21 protein-coding genes are annotated in these 22,223 nt (G+C 61.3%); 11 read left to right on the top strand and 10 right to left on the bottom strand.

Going from position 1 to position 22,223, the window contains the following annotated elements; genetic code table 11:
- The first annotated feature begins 38 nt into the window (after positions 1–38).
- Genes hpf through ACXR0M_RS04010 form a run of 4 tightly spaced genes read left to right on the top strand, consistent with a single transcriptional unit; the run spans position 39 to position 1,975 of the window.
- A complete protein-coding gene (gene hpf / locus ACXR0M_RS04025; protein WP_458830137.1) occupies positions 39–347 on the top strand; it encodes a ribosome hibernation-promoting factor, HPF/YfiA family in 309 nt (102 codons plus the stop codon).
- Between the two features lie 12 nt (positions 348–359).
- Positions 360–824, top strand: coding sequence for a PTS IIA-like nitrogen regulatory protein PtsN (gene ptsN, locus ACXR0M_RS04020; RefSeq protein ID WP_158961096.1), 465 nt, complete (start codon positions 360–362; stop codon positions 822–824).
- 2 nt (positions 825–826) lie between these two features.
- Complete coding sequence (gene rapZ / locus ACXR0M_RS04015; protein WP_458830134.1) at positions 827–1,684, top strand: RNase adapter RapZ; 858 nt, start codon at positions 827–829, stop codon at positions 1,682–1,684.
- Positions 1,685–1,699: 15 nt separating this feature from the next.
- Positions 1,700–1,975, top strand: a complete 276-nt coding sequence (locus ACXR0M_RS04010; protein WP_041072841.1) for an HPr family phosphocarrier protein — start codon at positions 1,700–1,702, stop codon at positions 1,973–1,975.
- Positions 1,976–2,081: 106 nt separating this feature from the next.
- Here ACXR0M_RS04010 and pmbA read toward each other — a convergent pair whose 3' ends face one another.
- On the bottom strand, positions 2,082–3,428 hold the full coding sequence (gene pmbA, locus ACXR0M_RS04005) for a metalloprotease PmbA (protein WP_458830132.1): 1,347 nt from the start codon (positions 3,426–3,428) through the stop codon (positions 2,082–2,084).
- A 108-nt stretch (positions 3,429–3,536) separates the two neighbouring features.
- Here pmbA and yjgA point away from each other — a divergent pair, with 108 nt between their 5' ends.
- Entirely contained in the window at positions 3,537–4,061 is a 525-nt protein-coding gene (yjgA, locus tag ACXR0M_RS04000) for a ribosome biogenesis factor YjgA (RefSeq protein WP_007961589.1), read from the top strand.
- Positions 4,062–4,160: 99 nt separating this feature from the next.
- Here yjgA and tldD read toward each other — a convergent pair whose 3' ends face one another.
- The 8 genes from tldD to mreB all read right to left on the bottom strand — a co-directional run bounded on the left by tldD (position 4,161) and on the right by mreB (position 15,554).
- On the bottom strand, positions 4,161–5,603 hold the full coding sequence (tldD, locus tag ACXR0M_RS03995; RefSeq protein WP_007961588.1) for a metalloprotease TldD: 1,443 nt from the start codon (positions 5,601–5,603) through the stop codon (positions 4,161–4,163).
- 4 nt (positions 5,604–5,607) lie between these two features.
- Positions 5,608–6,468 (bottom strand): carbon-nitrogen hydrolase family protein, encoded by an 861-nt coding sequence (locus ACXR0M_RS03990; RefSeq protein WP_458830129.1) that lies wholly within the window; start codon positions 6,466–6,468, stop codon positions 5,608–5,610.
- Positions 6,469–6,600: 132 nt separating this feature from the next.
- Positions 6,601–10,404, bottom strand: coding sequence for a YhdP family protein (locus ACXR0M_RS03985; RefSeq protein WP_458830127.1), 3,804 nt, complete (start codon positions 10,402–10,404; stop codon positions 6,601–6,603).
- A gap of 75 nt (positions 10,405–10,479) precedes the next feature.
- Positions 10,480–11,937: a ribonuclease G gene (rng, locus tag ACXR0M_RS03980; protein WP_458830125.1), complete on the bottom strand. Its 1,458-nt coding sequence runs from the start codon at positions 11,935–11,937 to the stop codon at positions 10,480–10,482.
- Between the two features lie 58 nt (positions 11,938–11,995).
- Positions 11,996–12,592 (bottom strand): Maf family protein, encoded by a 597-nt coding sequence (locus tag ACXR0M_RS03975; protein ID WP_458830123.1) that lies wholly within the window; start codon positions 12,590–12,592, stop codon positions 11,996–11,998.
- A 37-nt stretch (positions 12,593–12,629) separates the two neighbouring features.
- Positions 12,630–13,121, bottom strand: a complete 492-nt coding sequence (gene mreD / locus ACXR0M_RS03970; RefSeq protein WP_458830121.1) for a rod shape-determining protein MreD — start codon at positions 13,119–13,121, stop codon at positions 12,630–12,632.
- Entirely contained in the window at positions 13,121–14,233 is a 1,113-nt protein-coding gene (gene mreC / locus ACXR0M_RS03965) for a rod shape-determining protein MreC (protein ID WP_458830810.1), read from the bottom strand. The genes mreD and mreC overlap by 1 nt, the downstream gene beginning before the upstream one ends.
- Positions 14,234–14,516: 283 nt before the next feature.
- Positions 14,517–15,554, bottom strand: a complete 1,038-nt coding sequence (gene mreB, locus ACXR0M_RS03960; protein WP_002555108.1) for a rod shape-determining protein MreB — start codon at positions 15,552–15,554, stop codon at positions 14,517–14,519.
- Positions 15,555–15,765: 211 nt separating this feature from the next.
- Between mreB and gatC the strand changes: the two genes are divergently transcribed.
- The 6 genes from gatC (at position 15,766) to ACXR0M_RS03930 (ending at position 21,071) form a co-directional block, all read left to right on the top strand.
- Positions 15,766–16,053 carry an Asp-tRNA(Asn)/Glu-tRNA(Gln) amidotransferase subunit GatC gene (gene gatC, locus ACXR0M_RS03955; RefSeq protein WP_007901429.1) on the top strand — a complete coding sequence of 96 codons (288 nt, stop codon included), beginning with the start codon at positions 15,766–15,768 and terminating at the stop codon, positions 16,051–16,053.
- Positions 16,054–16,069: 16 nt separating this feature from the next.
- Complete coding sequence (gene gatA / locus ACXR0M_RS03950) at positions 16,070–17,521, top strand: Asp-tRNA(Asn)/Glu-tRNA(Gln) amidotransferase subunit GatA (protein WP_458830113.1); 1,452 nt, start codon at positions 16,070–16,072, stop codon at positions 17,519–17,521.
- 10 nt (positions 17,522–17,531) lie between these two features.
- On the top strand, positions 17,532–18,977 hold the full coding sequence (gene gatB / locus ACXR0M_RS03945) for an Asp-tRNA(Asn)/Glu-tRNA(Gln) amidotransferase subunit GatB (RefSeq protein WP_458830111.1): 1,446 nt from the start codon (positions 17,532–17,534) through the stop codon (positions 18,975–18,977).
- 234 nt (positions 18,978–19,211) lie between these two features.
- Entirely contained in the window at positions 19,212–19,586 is a 375-nt protein-coding gene (locus ACXR0M_RS03940; RefSeq protein ID WP_458830109.1) for a septal ring lytic transglycosylase RlpA family protein, read from the top strand.
- A 46-nt stretch (positions 19,587–19,632) separates the two neighbouring features.
- The gene (locus ACXR0M_RS03935) at positions 19,633–20,694 is read left to right on the top strand and encodes a calcium/sodium antiporter (protein ID WP_458830107.1); all 1,062 of its coding nucleotides are present in this window, start codon (positions 19,633–19,635) and stop codon (positions 20,692–20,694) included.
- Positions 20,691–21,071: a carboxymuconolactone decarboxylase family protein gene (locus ACXR0M_RS03930; protein WP_458830106.1), complete on the top strand. Its 381-nt coding sequence runs from the start codon at positions 20,691–20,693 to the stop codon at positions 21,069–21,071. Before ACXR0M_RS03935 ends, ACXR0M_RS03930 begins: the two co-directional genes overlap by 4 nt.
- A gap of 153 nt (positions 21,072–21,224) precedes the next feature.
- On the opposite strand, the gene ACXR0M_RS03925 is transcribed toward ACXR0M_RS03930, so the two are convergent.
- On the bottom strand, positions 21,225–22,166 hold the full coding sequence (locus ACXR0M_RS03925; RefSeq protein ID WP_458830104.1) for an AEC family transporter: 942 nt from the start codon (positions 22,164–22,166) through the stop codon (positions 21,225–21,227).
- Between the last annotated feature and the right edge of the window lie 57 nt (positions 22,167–22,223).

The following is a 22,223-nucleotide window of genomic DNA, read 5'->3' as shown; positions in this document are numbered from 1 at the left end:
CCTGCCGCTTTATGCACTGGCAACGAAGGAGAAGCTGTATGCAAGTCAACATCAGTGGACACCAACTGGAAGTGACCCCACCTCTGCGTTCCTACATCGAGGAAAAACTCCAGCGACTGGAGCGCCATTTCGACAAGATCACCAACGTGCAGGTCACGATGTGTGTCGAAAAGCTCAAGCAGAAAATTGAAGCCACCTTGCATATACCCGGCAGCGAAGTGGTCGCCAACGCAGAAGATACCGACATGTACGCTGCGATCGACTCATTGACCGACAAGCTGGATCGCCAACTCAAAAAGCATAAGGAAAAGACCCAGAGCCTCCTCCAGGGCGCAACCGGTCGTTAACACCCCCAACCCATGATTCGACTTGAAAGTATCCTGACCCCCGGCCGTTCCTTGGTGAACGTGCCGGGCGGCAGTAAAAAGAAAGCCCTCGAACAGATTGCCAACCTGATCGCCCGCGAAGTGCCGGATCTGGAGATGCAGGATGTCTTCGAAGCGCTGATCGCCCGTGAGAAACTCGGCTCCACCGGTTTCGGCAACGGCATCGCCATTCCCCACTGTCGCCTCAAGGGTTGCCAGTCGCCCATCAGCGCGCTGATGCACCTTGAAGCCCCTATCGATTTCGACGCCATCGACGGCGCTCCCGTTGACCTGCTGTTTGTATTGCTGGTCCCGGAAGCCGCGACCGATGCGCACCTGGAGTTGCTGCGCCAGATCGCCAGCATGCTGGATCGCAAGGATGTGCGCGATAAATTGCGCAGTGCTTCGAGCAACGAAGCCTTGTACCAGGTTGTAGTGGACGAGCAAAACGGGCAGTAATCATGCGTTTGATCATCGTCAGTGGCCGATCCGGCTCAGGTAAAAGTACGGCACTGGATGTCCTTGAGGACAGTGGTTACTACTGCATCGACAACCTGCCTGCCGGCCTGTTGCCGGAGCTGGCCGAACGCGCCTTGGTCCACACTGAACTGGCCCAGCCGCTGGTCGCCGTTTCGATCGATGCGCGCAACCTGCCGAGCCATCTGTCGCGCTTCCCCGAGCTATTGGAAGAAGTGCGCGGCCGCCACATCCAGTGCGACGTGCTCTATCTGGATGCGGATGACGAAACCCTGCTCAAGCGCTTCTCGGAAACCCGTCGACGCCACCCGTTAAGCACCGCCAACCGCTCGCTGGCCGAAGCCATTCAAGACGAAACCGCCCTGCTCGGCCCGATCGCCGACCTGGCCGACCTCAAGGTCAACACCACTAACCTGAACCTGTACCAGTTGCGTGACACCATCAAGCTACGCCTGCTGAATCAGCCGGAGCCGGGCACGGCCTTTCTGGTCGAGTCGTTCGGCTTCAAGCGTGGCATGCCGGTGGATGCCGACCTGGTGTTCGACGTCCGTTGCCTGCCCAACCCCTACTGGAAGCCGGAACTGCGCGCGCAATCCGGTCTGGATGCGCCGGTTGCCGAGTACCTGGCGGCGCAACCGGAAGTTGAAGAGATGTATCAGGACATCTTCGGCTATCTGAATAAATGGCTGCCGCGCTTCGCCGCGAGCAACCGCGCCTATGTCACCATTGCCATCGGCTGCACCGGCGGGCACCACCGCTCCGTTTACCTGACCGAACGCCTGGGTCAGGCCCTGCAGAAAACCCTGAAGAACGTCCAGGTTCGCCACCGCGACCTCACTTAAAGGATTCACACCGCGATGCCTGCTCTGGAAATCGAAATCATCAACAAACTGGGCTTGCATGCCCGTGCGTCGGCCAAGTTCGTTGGCGTGGCGGGCCAGTTCCCGGATTGCACGATCAGGGTAGGGCGTACGCCGGAGACCACGGTGGACGGCAAAAGCATCATGGCGATGATGATGCTGGCCGCCGGCAAGGGCACGAAGATCTATCTGAGCACCGAAGGCCATCAGGAACAGGAAGCGCTGGACGCTTTGGTGAAGTTGATCAACAACTATTTCGATGAAGGTGGCTGACAGCCAGGGTCAAAAGATCGCAGCCTTCGGCAGCTCCTACAGAGCAGGCATAAAAAAGGCGCGCAACCCGGCTGGGTGGCGCGTCTTTTTTTGTGGCCGCTTGGGCTTAACTACCTGCGACAGTCATCCGCTCGATCAGCACCGAGCCTGTGCGAATGTTGCTGCGCAGTTCCAGGTCATTACCGACCGCAACGATTTGCTTGAACATGTCGCGCATATTGCCGGCGATGGTCACTTCCTGCACCGCGAACTGGATTTCACCGTTCTCGACCCAGAAACCCGCCGCTCCGCGCGAATAATCGCCGGTGACCATGTTCAGGCCATGCCCCATCAACTCCGTAACCAACAAGCCACGGCCCATGCGCTTGAGCAGCCCTGCCTGGTCCTCATCACCGTGGGTGACGAACAGGTTATGCACGCCGCCGGCGTTGGCGGTGCTCGGCATACCGAGCTTGCGCCCGGAGTAGGTGCCGAGAATGTACGACACCAATTCGCCTTTTTCGACGAACGGCTTGGCGTACGTGGCCAGGCCATCCCCGTCGTAGGACGCACTGCCCATGGCGCGCATCAAGTGCGGGCGTTCATCGATGGTCAGCCATTCCGGGAATAGCATCTGGCCCAAAGTGCCTTCGAGGAACGACGATTTGCGGTACAGACTGCCGCCCGACACCGCCGACAGGAAGCTGCCGAACAATCCACCCGCCAGCTCGGCAGAAAACAGCACAGGGACTTCGCAGGTCGGCACCGGACGCGCGCCCAGACGGCTCGCCGCCCGTTGCGCAGCACGCTGGCCGATGCTCACCGGGTCCGCCAGCAGACTGCCCTGGCGATTGACGTCATACCAGTAATCGCGCTGCATCTGGCCGTCGGCCTCGGCGATCATCACGCAGCTCAAGCTGTGCCGGGTCGACGCATAACCGCCGATGAAACCATGACTGTTGCCATACACGCGGCAGCCCTGATGGGTGCTCAACGTCGTACCGTCGGCATTCTTGATCCGCGCATCGGCGTCGAACGCGGCCGCCTCACAGAGCAAGGCCTTCTCGATGGCCTGCTCCGGGGTGATGTCCCATTCGTGGAACAGGTCGAAATCCTGAATATCCCGAGCCATCAGCGCGGCATCGGCCAAACCCGAGGCTTCGTCTTCGGAGGTATGTTTGGCGATCGCCAATGCGGCGGCAACGGTTTCGCGAATCGCATCAGGACCGGTGGCGGAGGTGCTAGCCGAGCCTTTGCGCTGGCCAACATACAAAGTGATGCCAAAGCCCTGATCGCGATTGAATTCGACCGTTTCGACTTCGCGCTGGCGCACCGACGTCGACAACCCCTGCTCCAGCGACACCGCGACTTCGCAGGCACTGGCGCCCTGACGCCTGGCTTCGGCGATGATCTGCTCGACCTGTTCCTGCAGTGCCGGCAATGCCTGCGGGCCGACGCTTTGAACTGCACTCATGCTCATCTCCACTCAAATTCTGCTTTCGGCTGGGGTCATCGAGCGACCGGGCCGGACAAGCGGCCCCCGACTGGTTATCATGGCGGCGTTTCTTTGCGGACTGCCACCATGGTTGATTCTTACGACGACTCCCTCGATACGGGAGAAAAAAGCAAATCTCAGGTCAAACGCGAGTTGCATGCGCTGGTTGACCTTGGCGAGCGCCTTACAACACTCAAGCCCGACTTGCAGGCAAAACTGCCATTGACCGACGCTTTGCGCCGGGCCTTGGCCGATGCGCCCAAGCACACCGCGAACATCGCGCGTAAACGGCACCTGCAGTTCATCGGCAAACTGATGCGCGATCAGGACACTGACGCGATTCTGGTCCTGCTCGATCAACTCGATGCCTCCACCCGTCAGTACAACGAGCGTTTCCACAACCTCGAACGCTGGCGTGACCGCCTGATCGCCGGTGACGATGCTGTGCTGGAGAAATTCGTCGTCGAGTACCCGGACGCCGATCGCCAGCAACTGCGTTCCCTGATCCGTCAGGCTCAGCATGAGGTTGCGCACAACAAACCTCCGGCTTCCAGCCGCAAGATCTTCAAATACATCCGCGAGCTGGACGATACCCAACGCGGCCTGCGTTGATACGCATCTCTGTAGGAGCTGCCGCAGGCTGCGATCTTTTGATCTTGAAAAAGCAAAGATCGCAGCCTGCGGCAGCTCCTACAGGAGATGTTTGCATCCTTATGCGCCCGTGCCACCCACGGTGATCGCATCGATCTTCAGCGTCGGCTGACCGACGCCCACCGGTACCGACTGCCCGTCCTTGCCGCATGTGCCCACACCGCTGTCCAGCGCCAGATCGTTACCGACCATCGACACCCGGCTCATCGCCTCGGGGCCGTTGCCGATCAACGTCGCGCCCTTGACCGGCGCGGTGATCTTGCCGTCTTCGATCAGGTACGCCTCGCTGGTGGAGAACACGAATTTGCCACTGGTGATGTCGACCTGACCGCCGCCGAGGTTGGCGCAGTAGATGCCTTTCTTCACCGAAGCAATGATTTCCGCCGGATCGCTTTCGCCGCCGAGCATGTAGGTGTTGGTCATGCGCGGCATCGGCAGATGCGCGTAGGATTCGCGACGACCGTTGCCGGTGCGAGCCACGCCCATCAGGCGCGCATTGAGCTTGTCCTGCATGTAACCCTTGAGCACGCCGTTCTCGATCAGCGTGGTGCACTCGGTCGGGGTGCCTTCGTCGTCGACGCTCAGCGAGCCGCGGCGGCCGCTCAGGGTGCCGTCATCGACGATGGTGCACAGCTTGGACGCAACCATTTCGCCCATGCGCCCGCTGTAGGCCGAGCTGCCCTTGCGGTTGAAGTCGCCTTCCAGACCATGACCGACCGCTTCGTGCAGCAGCACGCCGGACCAGCCCGAGCCCAAGACCACCGGCAAGGTGCCGGCCGGGGCCGGAATCGCTTCGAGGTTCACCAGCGCCTGACGCAACGCTTCACGGGCATAGCCCATGGCGCGGTCTTCGGCGAGGAAATAACGGTAGTCGGTACGCCCGCCACCGCCATGCCCGCCACGCTCGCGACGGCCATTCTGCTCGACGATCACGCTGACGTTGAAACGCACCAGCGGACGCACATCGGCGGCCAGACCGCCGTCGGTGGAAGCCACCAGAATCCGCTCCCAGACCCCGGCCATGCTCACGCTGACCTGCTGAATCCGTGGATCGAGGGCGCGGGTGGCGACGTCAATGCGCTTAAGCAGCTCGACTTTCTCGGCGCGGCTCAGCACTTCCAGCGGATTGTCCGGCGCATACAGCTGCGCGACATCCTGAGTGCTGAACGCCTGCACCGTGCCGTTCTGTCCGGCGCGGGAGATCGAACGCGCCGCACGGGCTGCAGCGCCGAGGGCTTCGAGGGTGATTGCGTTGCTGTAGGCAAAACCGGTTTTCTCACCAGATTGCGCGCGCACGCCAACCCCCTGGTCGAGATTGAAGCTGCCTTCCTTGACAATCCCGTCTTCCAGCGACCACGACTCGGAGATCTGGCCCTGGAAATACAGGTCGGCGGCATCGATGCCCGGGCCGGCCAGATCGCCCAGCACGCCTTGCAGGCTTTCGATCGTTACGCCGCCGGGCGCCAGCAGGTGATCACTGACTGAGGACAACAACTCGCTCATAGGTTTACGCCTTAAATTCATGTTCTGAAGCAGGCCGCTGTGCGCCCTGCGAGAAAAACCGCCGATGACTCGTCACCGGCATTCGCGCCCTGACAGACGCCTGTTCGTCACTGTCGCGTTCGGCCAACAACACCGCTTCGCCTTGATCCTGATGCGCCAGCACCCGGCCCCACGGATCGATAATCGCCGCATGACCGAAGGTTTCCCGCGGTCCCGGGTGGGTCCCCCCCTGTGCTGCCGCCAATATATAACACTGTGTTTCGATGGCCCGGGCGCGAATCAGCACGTCCCAATGTGCCGCACCGGTCACCGCGGTAAAGGCCGATGGGGCAGTGATCAACTCGGCACCGGCCGCGCGCAACTCGCTGTACAGCTCGGGAAAACGCAGGTCGTAACACACTGTCAGCCCTAAACGACCGACCGGCGTATCCGCCACCACCACGCCGCTACCGTAAGCATAGTCATCGGATTCCCGATACCTTCCGCGATTGTCCGCCACATCGACATCGAACAGGTGCAACTTGTCATACCGCGCCACGATTTCGCCCTGATCGTTGACCAGCAGCGAACAGGCATGCGACTTGGCATTCGGCTGCCCAGGCGGCGGCAACGGCAACGTGCCGGCCACAATCCATAACTTGAGGTCGCGGGCGGTCTGTTTCAACCATGGCAGGATCGGCCCTTCGCCGAGCGCTTCGGCGCGGCCGATGGCGGCGATGTCACGACGGCCCATGGCGGCAAAGTTTTCCGGCAGCACGGCCAGCCTCGAACCGCCGGCCGCGGCCTGCTCGAGCAGACGTCGGGCCTGGGCCAGATTGGCCAGCACGTCGCTCTGGCTGACCATTTGAATCACTGCTAAAGACATGGCCGATTCCTCATTTGGAGCCCACGGAGCACTGTAGGAGCTGCTGCAGGCTGCGATCTTTTGATCTTGCTTATAAAGATCAAAAGATCGCAGCCTGCGGCAGCTCCTACACAGGCAATGACGTCATGCTACTTAAAAAGGCTTGTCGAAGGTGATCGCCGGCTCTTTCCATGGACCTTTGACTGTGTATTTGACGCTGGCGAAGCGCGCCACGCGATCGCCGATCAGCTTGTCGATCAGGAACAACGCCCCGCCCACCGCCGGCGCGCCGACGATCAACGCGGCAATCGGCAGGTTGTTGGTCACCGGCAAGGTCACCAGCAACTTGGCATCGATCTGCTCACGCACCAGGTCCAGCGTGCCGTTGAGCTCAATATTGCTCGACGGCCCGGTCAGGCGAATCGGCTCGCGGGTGTCGTACACCCCGGCGTTGGCCACGAGCAGGCCCTTGACCCGGTCGTAGCTCAAACCCTTGCCGAACAGGTCGGAGAAGTCCAGGCGCAGGCGGCGACCGATGGAGTTGAAGTTGAGCAGACCAAACACCCGCAACGCCTGCGCGCCGCCCTCCACTTCAACAAACTGACCCTTATTCAACGAGGCGTCCAGCGTGCCGGAGAAGCGCTTGGTCGCCAGCCACGCCGGCGAGCCCGGCCAGCGGCCGTCGACGTCCATGTGGAATTCTTCGCTGGTCACGCTCGGCGCAAAGCCCCAGCCCTTGAGCACGTCGGCGAGGTTCTTGCCACTGATCCGGCCCTTGAACCAGCTGCTGGTCGAACCCGCCGGTCCCTCCCAGGCGCCATTGCCCTGCAACAGAATGCCCTTGAGGCCCATGTCGAGGTTGTTCAGGGCGATGCCTTTGGCGGTCGGGCGCACTTTCAGCGACCAGCCGCCGACCAGGTCCTGGCCCTGGAACAACTGATTGATGGTGATATCCAGCGCGGGGATTTTCGTCGGATCGACGGAAACCAGCGGATCGGGTGCGTTCTCGTCCGCCTGCACCGTCGGGTCCGCCGCCGGCAGCCGCACGTATTGCAGATTGACCGCAATCGGTGCGCCCTTGGCATCGGGCAGACTGGCCGAACCTTTGGCCTGCTGGCTGTCGAGCGCCAGATTCCACGCCCACGGCTTGCGATTGACCTGCACCGCTGCCTGATCGAGCGTGGTACCGAACGCGGTGAGCTTGCCCACCTTGAAGTCGGCACTGTTGAGCAATTGCTTGGCACTGCCCCCCGGATCGTTACCAGCGTATTTGCTGACCAGATCCTGCCAAGGCGCAACATCCAGTTCCGACAGCACTCCACGGATGCGCAAACCCTTGGCATCCGGCAAGACCGCGTCGCCAGTGCCGAGGAACAGCTCACCGCGACCATCAGCGATATTGCTCGGTGGCGCGGCGAAGGTGAAGCTCGCCAGTTGATCGTAACTGACCCAGTAGCGCCGCTCCGGACCTTGCAGGGTCATGCGGAACACGGTGTCGCGGCCCTGCTCGGCCGGCATGCCGAACGGCGCGGGCAGATCCACCGCCACGCCTTTCATGCTGGAACTCACCGTCAACTGACTATCGGTACCGTCCAGATTGACCTGCAACTGATAAGGAATCGTCCCGGAAACCGGCAACGGCTGGGTCACACCCAGCCAGTCGGTGAGTTTCTTGACCTCGACCTGCCCGGCAGCCGTGACCCGCGTCTTGAGCTTGTTCGGACTGCCGTCGGCGAAAATCTGTGCGGTCACCGGCTTGTCGAACGCCTTGGCGGAAATGTTCTGCCCACTCAGGCCTTTGGCGCTGTCGAAGCGTAAGTCACCTTTGAGCTGGCTCAGTTCCAGCTTTGGTTCGGCCAGTTTCAGGCGCGCATTGGCCGTCTTGAAATCGACGAGAATCTTCGGCAAATCGCCCTTTTCCAGCGGAATGTCAAGTTTGACCTTGCCCTGCAGATCACCCTCGCCTTCCCAACCGGCGAAGGTTTCGCCCGTACCGATCGGCGCGGTCTGGAGAATTTTCAGGCCATCGCCCAAGCCGCCGGCAAACCCACCGTCGAGCAACAGATGTGGGGCCTGGCCGGCCGGCGCATGGGGAATATTGACGAAGACATCGCTGACTTGCGTGTCGAGCAACTGGCCCTTGTCGGCGACGATGCGCACACCGCTGTCCTCGATGAATACGTCACCGCTGACTTTGCTCACATGCGGCCAACCCGGCTGGAACGCCAGTTCGGCGTCGTGCACCTTGAAGAACAGGCTGATGCTGCGATCGGTGTCCTTGGCGTTCTTGCTCAATGACCCCTGATACTGGAAGAAGCCCTGATCCACCGCGCCCTTGAGAATCGCCGTGCGCAGCCACTCGTCGAGGGCCGGACTGAGAACCTGCGGCAGGTATTTGGCGGTGTAGCGACCGTCGCCATCGACCAGACCGACGCGCAGGTCCATGTAGTCTTCCTGGGTATGGTCGAAGTGCAGACGGATCAGGAAATCGCCGGCAATCTTGCCCTCTTCGCCCAGCACCTTCAGGTACGGCGCGATCAGGGTGAAACCGTCCTTGTCGAGTTTCCAGGTCAACCGGGCGTTGGCCTGAATGTATTGCCATGGCTTGGCGAAGATCGGGTCGAGGTGCAGGACAAAGTCCTTGCTGTCCATGCGCAACTCGCCACCGTCGAGGTTGCCGCTGAGGCTGCCACTGACGTTTCGCGCCGCCGGGGCGCCGTGATAGGCATCGAAGCCGACTTGTTCCAGATTGGCCGCGAAGCCGAATTTCGAGCCGTCGGTGGCGTTGGGGCGCAGATCCAGCAACACATTGCGCAGTGCACCGGTCACTTTCAGGTGATCGACAACGGTGGCGACGTTTTCCGGCAATGGCCCCAGCGCATTGAGCAACGGCGTGATCGGCGTCAGATCGAGGCGATCCGCCTGCAAATGCCAGCGTTCATCGCCGGTATCGGTCGCCATTGTCTGCTTGATTTGCACATGCGATTCCCAGCGGGTCTCGCCGAAATTCATCGCCAGCGAGTCGAGAGTCACGATCGCGCCGTCATCGTCGCGCTGGTAGTACGCGTTCAGCGCCAGATTATCGATCTGGATCGGCTTGCGCTCGGCGTAGGCGCCGGTCAGTTGTGGCGCGTTCAAACGGATCGCGGCGCTTTGCAGAGCGGCGTCGTTCCAGTTCACCCAGAGTTCGCCACCGGCCTTGATCGTGGAAAAATTCCATTGCTGGGTCAAACGCTCGGGGAGCCACTTCGACCAGTCACTTTGCGGCAGGCTGACATAACCTTCCACCGAACTGTCCGGCAACTGCTTGGGGCGAATCCGCGTGCGCAGGTTCATGGCCACCGGCTGCCCGTCAGGCAGAGTCAGACGCGCATCGAGACGCTGGCGACTGGCGCCGGTTTTCAGGTTGATGCCAACGTAAGTGAAGGTCATCGGCGCGTGGTCCAGCGGCTGCACGGTGACCTGACTGTCGAGCACCGACAGTTGCTGAATCATCTGCGAACGGTTGAACAGTTGCTCGGGGTCCAGCGGCTGATCGTCCTGCAGCGGCAAGCCTTCCAGCGCCCAGGTGCCGTCCTGGGCTTCCTTGACGCTGATCTTCAGGCCGTTCAATTCAAGGTGGGCGATGCGCACTTCGCGCGCCATCAAGCTGCCCCAGAGATCCGGCACGGCACGTACCCGGTCGAGCCGCAAGGCATTGGCGCCAGCGCCGACCATCACGTCGTGGGCCAGCAGGATCGGTGCAAATCCGCTCCAGTTACCTTCCAGTTCGCCGATCTGCAGCGACATGCCGAGGGCGGCACTGGCCTTGTCTTCGATATCGGCGCGGTACTCCGCCACCAGTGGCGTCAGTTCCCGACCGAGGCTGACGTACAACGCCATCAACACCAGAACCAACGCGCACAGGCCCAGCCCCCAGCGGGTGAGTACGGCCAGAATGCGTGTCAGACGCTCCATGTCAGTTGGCTCCCATGGCGAAAAAACTGCGAAAAGCTGAGGCCAGCCGGTGTGGATTAAATGTGCCGCAGGGGTTCAGAGCAACACCACGTCATATTGTTCCTGGGAATACATGGTTTCGACCTGAAAACGTATCGTGCGCCCGATGAACCCTTCAAGCTCGGCGACGTTACCGGATTCTTCATCGAGCAAGCGGTCCACCACTTTCTGGTTCGCCAGTACCCGATAGCCCTCGGCCTGATACGCGCGAGCTTCGCGCAGAATTTCGCGGAAGATCTCGTAACAGATGGTTTCCGCAGTCTTCAGCTTGCCGCGACCCTGGCAACTGCTGCACGGCTCGCACAGCACCTGTTCGAGACTTTCGCGGGTGCGCTTGCGGGTCATTTGCACCAGGCCCAGCTCGGTGATGCCGATGATGTTGGTCTTGGCGTGATCGCGCTCCAGCTGTTTTTCCAGAGTGCGCAGCACCTGACGCTGGTGTTCTTCATCTTCCATGTCGATGAAGTCGATGATGATGATCCCGCCGAGGTTGCGCAGACGCAGCTGGCGGGCAATCGCGGTGGCGGCTTCGAGATTGGTCTTGAAGATGGTTTCTTCGAGATTGCGATGACCGACGAATGCCCCAGTGTTGACGTCAATGGTGGTCATGGCTTCCGCCGGATCGACCACCAGATACCCCCCGGACTTCAATGGCACCTTGCGCTCGAGGGCTTTCTGGATTTCGTCTTCGACGCCATACAAGTCGAAGATCGGCCGCTCGCCTGGATAGTGTTCCAGACGATCGGCGATTTCCGGCATCAGTTCGGCGACGAACTGCGTGGTTTTCTGGAAGGTTTCCCGGGAGTCGATACGAATCTTCTCGATCTTCGGGCTGACCAGATCGCGCAGGGTGCGCAAGGCCAGACCGAGGTCTTCGTAGATCACACTCGGCGCACTGATGGTCTGGATCTGCGCATTGATCTGATCCCACAAGCGCCGCAGATAGCGGATGTCCATGAGAATCTCATCGGCCCCGGCACCTTCGGCGGCGGTACGCAGGATGAAGCCACCGGCCTCCTTGATCCCTTCCTTGGCCACGCAATCACTGACCACCTGCTTGAGGCGCTCGCGCTCGGCTTCGTCTTCGATCTTCAGGGAAATGCCGACATGAGCGGTGCGCGGCATGTACACCAGATAGCGCGACGGAATCGACAATTGCGTGGTCAGCCGCGCGCCTTTGGAGCCGATCGGATCCTTGGTGACTTGCACAACCAGGCTCTGGCCTTCGTGCACCAGCGCGCTGATGCTCTCCACCGCCGGGCCTTCGCGCAGGGAAATTTCCGAAGCATGAATGAACGCGGCGCGATCCAGGCCGATATCGACGAACGCCGCCTGCATGCCTGGCAGCACCCGGACGATTTTGCCTTTATAGATGTTGCCGACGATCCCGCGTTTCTGCGTACGCTCGACGTGCACTTCTTGCAGCACACCGTTTTCGACCACCGCCACACGCGATTCCATCGGCGTGATGTTGATCAGAATCTCTTCACTCATGGCAGGATCTCGTTCAGGCATGTTCACGATAATGGCCGCATCTTGATTCGTACGACGCTCATTGCGCGTGCAGGTTTTGCCAACAGGGTATGCCGAAATGGCCCAACAGTTCTGCGGTTTCGCAAACCGGCAGCCCGACCACCGCCGAGTAGCTGCCATTGAGACCGGCGACAAACACGGCGCCGAGGCCCTGGATGCCGTAACCGCCGGCCTTGTCGCGCGGCTCGCCGCTGGCCCAATAGGCGGCGGCTTCGTCGCGACTGATCGGACGGAATTGCACCAGACTGCGCACCACGCGCGATTCACAGCGCGCGCCTTCCAGCACGGCAATGGCCGTCAGCACTTCATGCTCCTTGCCGGACAACATCATCAGCATGGCGCATGCATCGGCTTCGTCCACCGGCTTGCCGAGAATTTTGCCGTCGAGGACCACGGCGGTGTCGGCGCCCAGCACGCAAAACGCCGCGTCGGATGCGAGCGTAAGCCGACCGGCCTCGGCCTTGCCGCGCGCCAGGCGCTCGACATAGGCCGAAGGCGATTCTTCGGGTAGCGGGGTTTCATCGATGTCCGCACTGATGGCGGAGAAAGGCACGCCAATCTGCGTGAGCAGTTCACGCCGGCGCGGCGATCCAGAGGCAAGGTACAGCGGCTTCATCAAAACATCTCCCTGTTCAGTGCCCAGCCTTACCGGATCAATTGATTTTGTAGCGGCGGCGCAATCCACGCAGGGCGAAGCTGACCCACGGCCAGAGCAAGGCGCTGGTCAGTGCCGGCAGCACCAGAGCCAGTGTTGGCTGGCGGTTGCCGGTCAGGGCGCTGAGCCACAGTTGCACCAGCTGCGCGAGGCCGAAGATCACCAGGATCACCAGGCATTGCTGCCACATCGGGAACATCCGCAGGCGTTGCTGCAGAGACAGCACGAGGAAGGTGATCAGAGTCAGGATCAGCGCGTTCTGACCGAGCAAATCGCCCTGCAACACGTCCTCGGCCAGGCCCAGACAAAACGCCGTAACCATGCCGATCGTGTGCGGCATATACAGCGCCCAGAATGTCAGGAGCAGCGCCAGCCACAGCGGGCGCAGGATTTCCATGAAAATCGGTAATGGCGACACGCTCAGGAGTATGCCGACAACAAACGTCAGCCAGACAATCCAGCCGTTCCGCGATGCGGTAACCCCGACCATTATTCTTGTCTCCCGGTGTTGGCCGGCGCGCTGACAGGCGGTTTGCTTGCCGGTCGAGTCGCAGGCTGGGGTGCCGCAGGCCGGCTGTTTGCCGGCGGCTTGCCGGTAGCCGGTTTGGCTGGCGTGGCCGGTGTGGCACTGGCGGCCGGAGCCACCGTTGCCGCAGGTGCCGGCGCCGCAGTCGCTGGCGTCACGGTTTTCGGTATCGTGGCCGGAATAATCGGGCCGCCGCCAAAGGCATCCAGGTTTTCCTGAGCTTGCGCGGCATCGTTGGCACGTTCTTCAGCGGTACGGTTGTCACTGAACACCAGCAGCAGATAACGGCTGCGGTTCAGCGCAGCGGTTGGCACCGCACGAACAATCGCGAAGGGCTGGCCGGAATCGTGGATGACTTCCTTGACCGTGGCCACCGGGTAACCGGCCGGGAAGCGCTGACCGAGGCCGGAGCTGACCAGCAGATCGCCTTCCTTGATGTCCGCGGTATCGGCGACGTGGCGCAGTTCCAGGCGTTCCGGGTTGCCGGTGCCGCTGGCAATCGCCCGCAGACCGTTACGGTTCACCTGCACCGGAATGCTGTGAGTGCTGTCGGTGAGCAGCAGCACACGGGAGGTGTACGGCATCAGCTCGACCACCTGGCCCATCAGCCCGCGCGCATCGAGCACCGGCTGACCGAGCACCACGCCATCGCGCTCACCTTTATTGATGATGATGCGGTGGGTGAAGGGATTAGGGTCCATACCGATCAACTCGGCCACTTCGACCTTTTCGTTGACCAGTGCCGAGGAATTGAGCAACTCGCGCAGCCGAACGTTCTGCTCGGTGAGGGCGGCAAGCTTCTGCATGCGCCCCTGCAACAGCAGGTTCTCGGTCTTGAGTTTTTCGTTTTCGGCGACAAGTTCGGTGCGACTGCCGAACTGACTGGCAACACCGTCCCACAACCGTCCGGGCAGGTCAGTGATCCAGTAGGCATCCATCAGCACCAGCGACGCTTGCTTGCGCGCAGGCTTGAGCAGGTCGAAGCGGGCATCGACCACCATCAGCGCGATCGACAGCACGGCCAGCACCAACAGGCGCACGCCCAACGAAGGGCCTTTGGCGAAAAGCGGTTTAATAAGCCGCTCCTCCCAGGCAAATGTTCTGTTTATTCATACGGCATCAAACCGGCCTGGATGAAGACTGACAGAAGATAAACGCCAACAGGCAGCACTGCAAAGTGCCGCCTGCGCGCGTTCCCATGTAGTGCACTCGGCGAATCAAATGGTGTGAAAGCGTAGCGAGCGAAGACAAGACAAGGCAAAAACAGGCGAGGAAGCGGAGTTTACTGGCTGTAAATGAGCATTCCGAGCCTGTTTTTAACGCAGTATTGTCGAGCGCAGTAGCTTTCACGCCGTTTGATCATTCGCTGGAGAGCAGATCCATGGTGTGCTTATCCATCATTTCCAATGCACGGCCACCGCCGCGAGCAACGCAGGTCAGCGGGTCTTCGGCAACGATCACCGGCAGACCGGTTTCCTGGGCCAGCAACTTGTCGAGGTCACGCAGCAGCGCGCCACCACCGGTCAGCACCAGGCCACGCTCGGCGATGTCGGAAGCCAGTTCCGGCGGCGATTGCTCCAGGGCGCTTTTCACGGCCTGAACGATGGTGGCCAGGGACTCTTGCAGAGCTTCCAGCACTTCGTTGGAGTTCAGGGTGAATGCGCGTGGAACGCCTTCGGCCAGGTTGCGACCGCGAACGTCGACTTCGCGAACTTCGCCGCCCGGGTAGGCCGTACCGATTTCCTGCTTGATGCGCTCGGCCGTCGATTCACCGATCAGGCTGCCGTAGTTGCGGCGCACGTAGGTGATGATCGCTTCGTCGAAACGGTCGCCGCCGACGCGGACGGATTCGGCATAGACCACACCGTTCAGCGAGATCAGGGCGATTTCAGTGGTACCACCACCGATATCGACGACCATCGAACCGCGGGCTTCTTCAACCGGCAGGCCGGCACCGATCGCAGCGGCCATCGGCTCTTCGATCAGAAACACTTCACGAGCACCGGCGCCAAGGGCCGATTCACGGATGGCACGACGCTCCACCTGGGTGGACTTGCATGGAACGCAGATCAGCACACGAGGGCTGGGCTGCAGAAAACTGTTTTCGTGAACCTTGTTGATAAAGTACTGCAGCATCTTTTCGCAGACGCTGAAGTCGGCGATCACGCCGTCCTTCATCGGACGAATGGCAGCAATGTTGCCCGGCGTACGGCCGAGCATGCGCTTGGCTTCGGTGCCGACAGCGACGACACTTTTCTGGTTACCGTGTGTCCGAATGGCCACAACCGATGGCTCATTCAGGACGATACCGCGCTCGCGCACGTAAATAAGGGTGTTGGCAGTGCCCAGGTCAATGGAAAGATCGCTGGAAAACATGCCACGCAGTTTCTTGAACATGGGAAAGGGACCCTAGGCAACGCGTGGGTAAAAAAGTGCGGCAAACTCTAACAACGACAGGGATTTTGGGCAAGGCGCCAATATGTTAAATTGGCCGCTTTTCTGTGCACCAAGCCCCATAATCGCGGCCTTATGACCGTAGAAGTGCGGTAGTGTTCCGACAATCTAACACACGGACGCCGTCCGTTCTGTTTTCCACTGGAGAATCCCGATGGCGCTAGAACGCTCCGACGTGGAAAAAATCGCGCATCTGGCCTGCCTTGGCCTCAATGATGCCGATCTTCCGCACATTACTTCCGCCCTCAACAGCATTCTCGGGCTGGTCGACGAAATGCAGGCCGTCAATACCGACGGTATCGAGCCTTTGGCCCACCCGCTGGAAGCCAGTCAGCGCCTGCGCGCCGACGTCGTGACCGAGACCAATCACCGCGAGGCCTATCAGTCCATCGCACCAGCGGTCGAAAACGGCCTGTATCTGGTTCCGAAAGTCATCGACTAAAGGGAAAGAGCCTGCAATGCATCAAATGACTCTGGCCGAGATCGCCCGCGGTCTCGCCGATAAAAAGTTTTCTTCCGAAGAGCTGACCAAAGTCCTGCTGGCGCGTATTACCCAGCTCGATCCGCAGCTCAACAGTTTCATCAGCCTCACCGAAGAGCTGGCGCTGGCGCAGGCGAAAGCCGCCGACGCGCGCCGTGCCAACGGTGAGAGCGGCGCCCTGCTCGGCGCGCCGATCGCCCACAAGGACCTGTTCTGCACTCAGGGCATCCGCACCAGCTGCGGCTCGAAGATGCTCGACAACTTCAAGGCCCCGTACGACGCCACCGTGGTCGCGAAACTGGCCGCTGCCGGCGCCGTGACCCTGGGCAAGACCAACATGGACGAGTTCGCCATGGGTTCGGCCAACGAGTCGAGCTGGTACGGCGCGGTGAAAAACCCGTGGAACCTGGAACACGTGCCGGGCGGTTCGTCCGGTGGCTCGGCGGCAGCCGTTGCCGCTCGCCTGTTGCCGGCGGCCACCGCCACCGACACCGGCGGTTCGATCCGTCAGCCGGCGGCGTTCACCAACCTGACCGGCCTCAAACCGACCTACGGTCGCGTGTCGCGCTGGGGCATGATCGCTTACGCCTCCAGCCTCGATCAGGGCGGCCCGTTGGCGCGCACCGCCGAAGACTGCGCGATTTTGTTGCAAGGTATGGCCGGGTTCGACCAGAACGACTCCACCAGCATCGATGAGCCCGTGCCGGATTACTCCGCCAGCCTCGGCGATTCGCTGCAAGGCCTGCGCATCGGCGTGCCGAAGGAATACTTCAGCGCCGGTCTCGACCCGCGCATCGCCGAACTGATCCAGAACAGCATCAACGAGCTGCAGAAGCTCGGTGCGGTGATCAAGGAAATCAGCCTGCCGAACATGCAGCACGCGATTCCTGCGTATTACGTGATCGCGCCGGCAGAAGCCTCCTCGAACCTGTCGCGTTTCGACGGCGTGCGCTTCGGCCATCGCTGCGAGAACCCGGAAAACCTGGTCGACCTGTACAAGCGCTCCCGTGGCGAAGGTTTCGGCACTGAAGTACAGCGCCGGATCATGGTCGGTGCCTACGCGCTGTCCGCCGGTTACTACGACGCATACTACCTGAAAGCGCAGAAGATCCGTCGTCTGGTGAAGAACGACTTCATGGCAGCTTTTAACGAGGTCGACATTATCCTCGGCCCGACCACGCCGAACCCGGCCTGGAAGCTCGGCGCCAAGAACAGTGATCCGGTCGCGGCCTATCTGGAAGACGTCTACACCATCACCGCCAACCTCGCGGGCCTGCCGGGCCTGTCGATGCCGGCCGGTTTTGTCGATGGCCTGCCGGTGGGTGTGCAATTGCTGGCGCCGTATTTCCAGGAAGGTCGCCTGTTGAACGTTGCCCATCAGTATCAGTTGAACACTGACTGGCACACCCGCACCCCAACCGGCTTCTGAGGAGACACACATGCAATGGGAAGTCGTGATCGGGCTGGAGATTCACACTCAGCTCACCACCCGGTCGAAAATCTTTTCCGGTAGTTCCACCCAGTTCGGCTCCGAGCCGAACACCCAGGCCAGCCTGATCGACCTCGGCATGCCCGGCGTATTGCCGGTGCTGAACCAGGAAGCGGTGCGCATGGCGGTGATGTTCGGTCTGGCAATTGACGCCGAGATCGGCCAGCACAACGTGTTCGCCCGCAAGAACTACTTCTACCCGGATCTGCCGAAGGGCTATCAGATCAGCCAGATGGAATTGCCGATCGTCGGCAAGGGCCACCTGGACATCGCGCTGGAAGACGGCACCGTCAAACGTGTCGGCATCACCCGCGCGCACCTGGAAGAAGACGCCGGCAAGAGCCTGCACGAAGAATTCAACGGTGCCACCGGCATCGACCTGAACCGTGCCGGCACGCCGCTGCTGGAAATCGTCTCCGAGCCGGACATGCGCAGCGCCAAGGAAGCCGTGGCTTACGTCAAGGCGATCCACGCGCTGGTGCGTTACCTGGGCATCTGCGACGGCAACATGGCCGAAGGCTCGCTGCGTTGCGACTGCAACGTCTCGGTCCGCCCGAAAGGCCAGGTCGAGTTCGGCACCCGCTGCGAGATCAAGAACGTCAACTCGTTCCGCTTCATCGAGAAGGCGATCAACTCCGAGATCCAGCGTCAGATCGAGCTGATCGAAGACGGCGGCAAAGTGATCCAGCAGACCCGTCTGTACGATCCGAACAAGGACGAGACCCGTCCGATGCGTTCCAAAGAGGAAGCCAACGACTACCGTTACTTCCCCGATCCGGACCTGCTGCCGGTGGTCATCGAAGAGTCGTTCCTCGGTGAGGTGCGCGCCACCCTGCCGGAGCTGCCGCCGCAAAAACGCGAGCGCTTCCAGAGCCAGTTCGGTCTGTCGGCCTACGACGCCAACGTGCTGGCCACCAGCCGTGAGCAAGCGGACTACTTCGAGAAAGTCGCAGCCATCGGCGGCGACGCCAAACTGGCGGCGAACTGGGTGATGGTCGAGCTGGGCAGCCTGCTCAACAAGCAAGGCCTGGACATCGAAGAGTCGCCGGTTTCCGCTGAACTATTGGGCGGCATGCTGCTGCGCATCAAGGACAACACCATCTCCGGCAAGATCGCCAAAGTGGTGTTCGAAGCGATGGCCAACGGCGAAGGCACGGCGGACGAGATCATCGACAAGCGCGGTCTGAAGCAGGTGACCGATACCGGCGCGATCTCCGCGGTACTGGACGAAATGCTCGCGGCCAACGCCGAGCAGGTCGAGCAATACCGGGCGGCCGACGAAGCCAAGCGCGGCAAGATGTTCGGTTTCTTTGTGGGCCAGGCCATGAAAGCTTCCAAAGGCAAGGCCAACCCGCAGCAAGTGAACGAACTGCTGAAAAGCAAGCTCGAAGGCTGACCATAAATGGAGGCAGCCTTAAAGCCTGGCTCCAATCCATGTGGGAGCAAGCCTTTGTGGCTGCAGATCTTCTGTGGTGAGGGGATTTATCCCCGATGGGGCGCGGAGCGGCCCTCGGTTCTGAGTTCAGAGGAATTGGGGCTGCTGTGCAGCCCATCGGGGATGAATCCCCTCGCCACAGAAGCTTGGCCTTAACAAAGGGTTATTCCCACAATTGATTCTGGAAACCTTTGAATGAAGCGTCTGCTCATTGGCTGCGCCCTGCTCTCGCTACTGGCCGGTTGCGCCAGCAACGACATCATCGACCCGCACGGTTACGACCAGACCGGCGTCGCCTCCTACTACGGAGCCAAACATCACGGTAAGCGCACCGCCAGCGGCGAAGCGTTCAACCAGAACGCCCTGACCGCCGCCCATCGCCAACTGCCGTTCGGCACGCGGGTGAAGGTCACCAACGTGAAAAACGACAAATCCTGCATTGTGCGCATCAACGATCGCGGACCGCACACCCGTGGCCGCTTGATCGATGTCTCGCGCGAAGCCGCCGAACGTCTCGGCATGCTTGGCAGTGGCACGGCACGAGTGCGCGTACAGGCCCTCGACGACTGATGGAGCGCTGACTATTTTTGCTCTGGCCGATTTACCGCTGATCAATGTGATCGAGCTGCTCGGCGGACTGTTCCTGCTGATCGTCGGCGCCGAACTGATGGTGCGCGCCGCCGTGCGTCTCGCGGCGCGCCTGCACGTGCGGCCGCTGATTATCGGCCTGACCATCGTCGCCCTTGGCAGCAGCGCCCCGCAAATGGCCGTCAGCCTGCAGGCGACCTTGGCGCACAACCCCGACATCGCCGTCGGCAGCGTGATCGGCAGCAGCATCTTCAACATCCTCGTGACCCTCGGCCTGTCGGCGCTGATTATTCCGCTGCGGGTCTCGCGACAACTGGTTCGCCTCGACATTCCGCTGATGATCGGCGCCAGCCTGCTGGTGTTCGTTTTCGCCTGGAATGAACAGATCAGCCGCTTCGACGGCGTCCTGTTGCTCGCCGCACTGGCGTTGTATCTGGGCCTGCTGTTGCGTCAGTCGCGGCACTCGGCGCGGCCGCATTCGCAGTTGCCGCAAGCTCCGCAAGTGCCGTGGTTCAGCAGTTTGCTGATGATCATCGTCGGCCTGGCAATGCTGGTATTCGCCGGGCATTTGCTGCTGGGCGCAGCGGTGGCGGTGGCGACGGATCTGGGTTTCTCCGAACGGGTGATCGGCCTGACGGTGGTCGCGGTCGGCACTTCGCTGCCGGAGCTCGCCACCTCGCTGATCGCCGCATTGCGCGGTCAGCGCGATATCGCCGTGGGCAACGTGATCGGCGCCAACCTGTTCAACCTGCTGGGCGTGCTCGGTGTCACCGCGCTGATCGCGCCGACGCCGTTGTCGGTATCGCCCAATGCGCTGGATTTCGACCTGCCGGTGATGCTCGGCGTCGCCGCGCTGTGCCTGCCGGTGTTCTATTCCGGCTACCGCGTGACGCGCGCCGAAGGTTTGTTGCTGCTCGGCTTGTACCTGGCGTACGGGCTGCACGTGGTGTCGTTCACCACCGGCATGCCGCTGGCCGGCAAACTGGAAAAACTCATGCTGTTCTACGTGCTGCCGACGCTGCTGGCGTTCCTGTTGTTCACGTCCGTACGCGCCTGGCGCCGCCAACACCACAAGAGGGATGTGCCATGACCGATTCGCAGAAATCCGGGGTTGAAATCCGCCGTCAGGTAATGGGCGATGCATTCGTTGATCGCGCACTGGGCAATGCCACCGAGTTCAGCCAGCCGCTGCAGGATTTCGTCAATGAACATGCCTGGGGCGGGGTGTGGAATCGTGAAGGTCTGCCGCTGAAAACCCGCAGCCTGATTACCTTGGCGGCGCTGACCGCATTGAAGTGCCCGCAGGAATTGAAAGGCCACGTGCGCGGTGCGCTGAATAACGGCTGCACCGTCGAGGAGATTCGCGAGGCGCTGCTGCATTGCGCGGTGTATGCCGGGGTACCGGCGGCGATCGATGCGTTTCGCGCGGCGCAGGAAGTGATCGATACCTACCAGAAGCCTGAGTGATTGATTGAGAGTTGAGTAGCCTGATCTGGCGCCTTCGCGGGCAAGCCCGCTCCCACAGGTTTCTCGGTGTTATTCAATCTGATTAACAACCCAAAACCTGTGGGAGCGGGCAAGCCCGTGAAGAGGCCGTTTCAAGCACTGAAGATCTGGCAGTCAGATCCACCCACCCCACTGCAACAGAAAGATCCCCAGATTGGTGGTCACCGCCGCCATCAATGTGGTCAGCACGATGATCGCCGCCGCCAGCTCATGATTACCCTGCGCCGCCCGGGCCATGACGAAACTGGCGGCCGCCGTCGGACTGCCGAAGTACAAAAACAGAATTCCCAGCTCCGCCCCGCGAAAGCCCCACAACCACGCACCGAACGTTGCCAGCAGCGGCAGGCCGATCATCTTCACCAGACTCGAACTCAGCGCCATGCTCCCGCTCTTGCGCAGGGCCGCCAGTGACAGCGTGCCGCCGATGCAGATCAGCGCCAGTGGCAAAGTAGTCTGCGCCAGGTACTGACCGGAGGTTTCCAGCCAGCCCGGCAGGCTGATCTTGAACCAGGCAAACGGTGCGGCAGCAATCACGCTGATGATCAGCGGATTGCTGAATACGCTTTTGCAGATGCTCCACGGATCGGACTTGATCACCGGGCTGTACACCGCCAGCACAATGGTCGAGAGGGTGTTGTAGAACAGGATCACCAGCGCCGCGAGAATCGCCCCGAGGGAAATCCCGTAGTCGCCGTACATGCTCGCTGCCAGCGCCAGACCGATCACCCCGTTATTGCCGCGAAAGGCGCCCTGGGTGTAGATGCCACGATCTTCGCGCGGACAACGCACAATCGCCCAGCCCCAGGCCAGGGCAAAACTCACCAGCGTGGCGAGCGCGAAGTAGATCAGCAGCGCCGGTTGCAGCGCGGCGTGCAGGTCCGCGTGCAGAATGCCGAGAAACAGCAGCGCCGGCATGCTCACGTTGAACACCAGCGACGAGGCGGTGTGGATGAAGTTGTCGTTGATCCAGTCGATGCGCTTGAGCAACACCCCGAGAAACAGCATGGCGAACACCGGCGCGGTGATGTTCAGGGTTTCGAGGAAAATTGCCAGCATGCCGGGGAGCCTTTGGGTGAGCGTCGTAAGAAGCCAATGATAAAGCAAAAGCCCCTC

It is taken from the genome of Pseudomonas sp. Eth.TT006, assembly GCF_054456575.1.
This window is presented reverse-complemented; position numbering and strand designations above follow the sequence as displayed.